The organism is Bifidobacterium sp. POST2/T3 (B1), from assembly GCF_058197115.1.
The window spans coordinates 1-3,278 of record NZ_JBVPQK010000297.1; the positions used below are offsets into that span (position 1 = coordinate 1).

At 62.0% G+C, this 3,278-nt stretch carries 3 protein-coding genes; all 3 read left to right on the forward strand.

All coding sequences use genetic code 11. The annotated features are described in order from the left end of the window. A partial coding sequence (locus AC0AP0_RS10735) for an amino acid permease (RefSeq protein ID WP_490430454.1) occupies window positions 1-1,032 on the forward strand: 1,032 nt, incomplete at its 5' end. A gap of 160 nt (window positions 1,033-1,192) precedes the next feature. Beyond that, the gene (locus tag AC0AP0_RS10740; protein WP_490430455.1) at window positions 1,193-3,007 is read left to right on the forward strand and encodes an FTR1 family iron permease; all 1,815 of its coding nucleotides are present in this window, start codon (window positions 1,193-1,195) and stop codon (window positions 3,005-3,007) included. After that, a partial coding sequence (locus AC0AP0_RS10745) for an iron transporter (protein WP_490430456.1) occupies window positions 3,004-3,278 on the forward strand: 275 nt, incomplete at its 3' end. The genes AC0AP0_RS10740 and AC0AP0_RS10745, both read left to right, overlap by 4 nt.

Consider the following 3,278-nt stretch of genomic DNA (forward strand, 5'->3'; position numbering starts at 1 on the left):
CTGACGGCCATGGTGTGCATCAACCTGATTGCCGTGAGGGTTTTCGGGGAGACCGAGTTCTGGTTCTCCATGATCAAAATCACCCTGATTCTGGCCATGATCGTCACGGCTTTGGTCATGGTCATCACAGGCTTCCACTATCCGGCGGTTCACATGCCGGGACAGGATTGGATCAGCCCGGCCGGACATGCCGGTTTTGACAACATCACCACCGGTCTGAGTCTGGCGCCCAACGGGTGGATGGCCTTCTTCATGAGCTTCCAGATGGTCTTCTTCGCCTACGAGATGATTGAATTCGTAGGGGTGACCGTATCCGAGACCCAGAATCCCCGCAAGGTCCTGCCCAAGGCCATCAATCAGATCATCCTGCGCGTACTGATTTTCTACGTGGGTGCCCTGGTCGCCATCATGCTGATCGTGCCCTGGCGCTCTTTCCGCCCCAACGCTGACGGCAGCTTCACGTCGCCCTTCGTCATGGTCTTCCGCTACGCCGGGGTGGACTGGGCGGCCGCATTGGTCTTCTTCGTGGTCATCACAGCAGCCAGCTCCTCGCTGAACTCCCTGCTCTACTCCGCCGGCCGCAACCTCTTCCAGCTGGCTGCGGCCGGCCGCTCTCCTGTGATGCGCAGCCTCCATACGATTTCGCGCCGCGGCAAGGTGCCCGCCCGGGCCATCGTTCTGTCCGGGGTATTGATCCTCTTATCCCCGGTGTTGCATATGCTGCCCGGCTTCGAGAACACCTTTGTCCTGTTCACCTCCTGCTCCAGCGCGGTCATCATCTTCATCTACATCCTGACCCTGCTTGCTCACCGCTGCTACCGGACCAGCCCGGACTTCATGCCCGATGGGTTCATCATGCCGGCCTACCGGGTGACTGGAGCCGTTGCCATCGCCTTCTTCGTCCTGATCTACCTCTCGCTCTTCCTGGCTCCCGACACCCGGTATCCAGCCATATTGGGATTGGTCTGGCTACTGGTATTCGGTGGCATCTGCCTGTGGAAGCATAAGGGTGAGCCGTTGTCGGTCGACTGACCGTCTGCGAGCGTGGGCGCATTATATGGCCTCAAAAGGCTATAAACAAGTCTGTTTTTCCATTTGCGCTTGGGCTAGATTGATTTTTCAGTAGTTGTCAAATCGGCCTTCGTTTCTCGCAGGTTCGATTACGAGGGACTGACGAAGGAGATCATCGCCCATGGTTGCACAGGTCGGCAGGACGCAAGTGGCCAGGACCGCTGGCTCTCTGCTTTCATGCCTGTTGCTGGCCCTGATGTTCCTGGTCTTGCAGACCCCGCAATCGGCCATGGCGGCGAGCGGGGCCACGGACTATGGCAGCTGGACCCAGGTGGCTGACTCCATATCTGGTCAGCTGGATCGGGGGTGTAAGGACTATGCCCGGGGGGATCGCGCCGGGGCTGCCTCGCAATTCATGGGGGCCTACAACGTGGGTTATGTGGGCTCCGGATTCGTCTCGGTCGTGGAGTCGACCCTGGGGCAGGATAGGCGCAACGCCCTGGACGGGCAGTTCCAAGGCCTGCAGAACCAGGCCTATGCCCCGGATGCCGGGCAGGCCCTGACCGAGGGTAGTGAAAAGCTCAAGGCTGATCTGGCCGCTGCGGCCACCCAGCTGGATGCCACCCAAGGGCTGGCCAATCCCCGTGCCTATGCCAAGGCTCAGCAGGAGCAGATCAAGGCGGACCGTCGACGGCTGGACGCGGCCAAGAAGCATCGGAACAAGGGCAAGGGTGACCGGACCTGGACCCAGGTGGCCCATGAGATGACGCCGATTCTCGACCAGGCGCTCGCCCAAGCGTCCAAGGGACAGGGCCAGGCGGGATCCGACCTGGTCAACAAGGCCTATTACCAGTATTACGAAAAGCTGGGCTTCGAAAAGAACGTCATGAATGCCATCAGTGGCAACAGGGTCTCCCAGGTCGAGTACCAGTTCAAGGAGACCCGGATGGCCATGGTGGCGGGCAAACCCGCCAAGACCCTGGTGAACGACCTGAAGAGCATGCTGGTCGAGGACGCAGCCACTCTGGACGGAGGCGCTGCGGACCAGGTCAATGGGTGGACGACCTTCCTGACCTCCGCCTTCGGCCAGGCCTTTGTGGTTCTGCTGAGGGAGGGGTTGGAGGCCATCCTGGTGGTGGCGGCCATCATCGCCTACCTGGTCAAGTCCGGCCATAAAGACAAGGTTCGGCACATCTACTGGGGCATTGCAGCGGGCCTGGTGGCCAGCGGGCTGGTGGCCCTGCTCTTCACCCTGCTCTTCAACGGGAACGGTCCCCAGCAGGAGATCCTGGAGGGCGTGGTGGCCCTGGTGGCCATGCTCATGTTGCTCTACACCAGTAACTGGATGCTGTCCAAGTCCTCTGTGGAATCCTGGAACCACTACATCCGGAGCCGGACGGTGGCGGCCATCTCGAAGGGCAGCGTGATCTCCCTGGCCCTGCTCTCCTTCCTGGCGGTCTTCAGGGAGGGGGCGGAGACGGTCATGTTCTACCAGGCCATCTTCGCCATGGCTCCCGGTGGCAGACGGGAGATTTGGACCGGTTTTGTGGCTGCCGCCGTGGTCCTGGTCATCGTCTTCGTGCTCATCCGCTTCACCTCGGTCAAAATTCCCATCCGGCCCTTCTTCATCATCACCAGCCTGCTCATGGCGGTCATGGTCGTCATCTTCGCCGGGGGCGGCGTCCATGCCCTGATCGAGGGCGACCTGGTGCCGGCCACCTACCTGCCCGGCGTGCCCACCAGCGACTGGATCGGGCTGTATCCCTACACGCAGACCATCGGCGCCCAGATACTGGCGGCCCTGGTCGTGGTCGTGTTGGCAATTGTGTCGACCCGCCGCCTGCACAAGCAGGAGCAATCACGGTCGAATCGGGACTCCGGCGGGTCGCCGTCGGCAACCGTCCATCAGACGGCAGCCGAGCAGGCCGCCGAAGGGGCTGTGCCCTCTGAGGTCACGGCATCCATGCAAACACCAAAGAGCGAAGGACAATCATGAAGAAAAGACAACTGGCCGCCCTGGTCGCGCTGGTGCTCTCAGGCACCCTGGCCCTGGCGGGATGCGGCTCCAGCGGGTCAGGCACCCGTGAGGCCCAAGGGCCTGAGGCCTCCGGTGCCTCCCAGTCCTCGGCGGGCAAGGGGGCCGGGTTCGAGGAGATCCCCATTCCGCCCGACGATCAGCAGAAGGGTCCCCTGAACATCGGCACGGTCTTCTTCCAGCCCATCGACATGGAGCCCGCATCCATGGGTCTGAAGGCGGCCGATGCCAG

Excerpts from the sequence above, each read along its gene's own strand:
- AC0AP0_RS10740 (WP_490430455.1), top strand. The coding sequence starts at position 1,193 with ATGGTTGCACAGGTCGGCAGGACGCAAGTGGCCAGGACCGCTGGCTCT.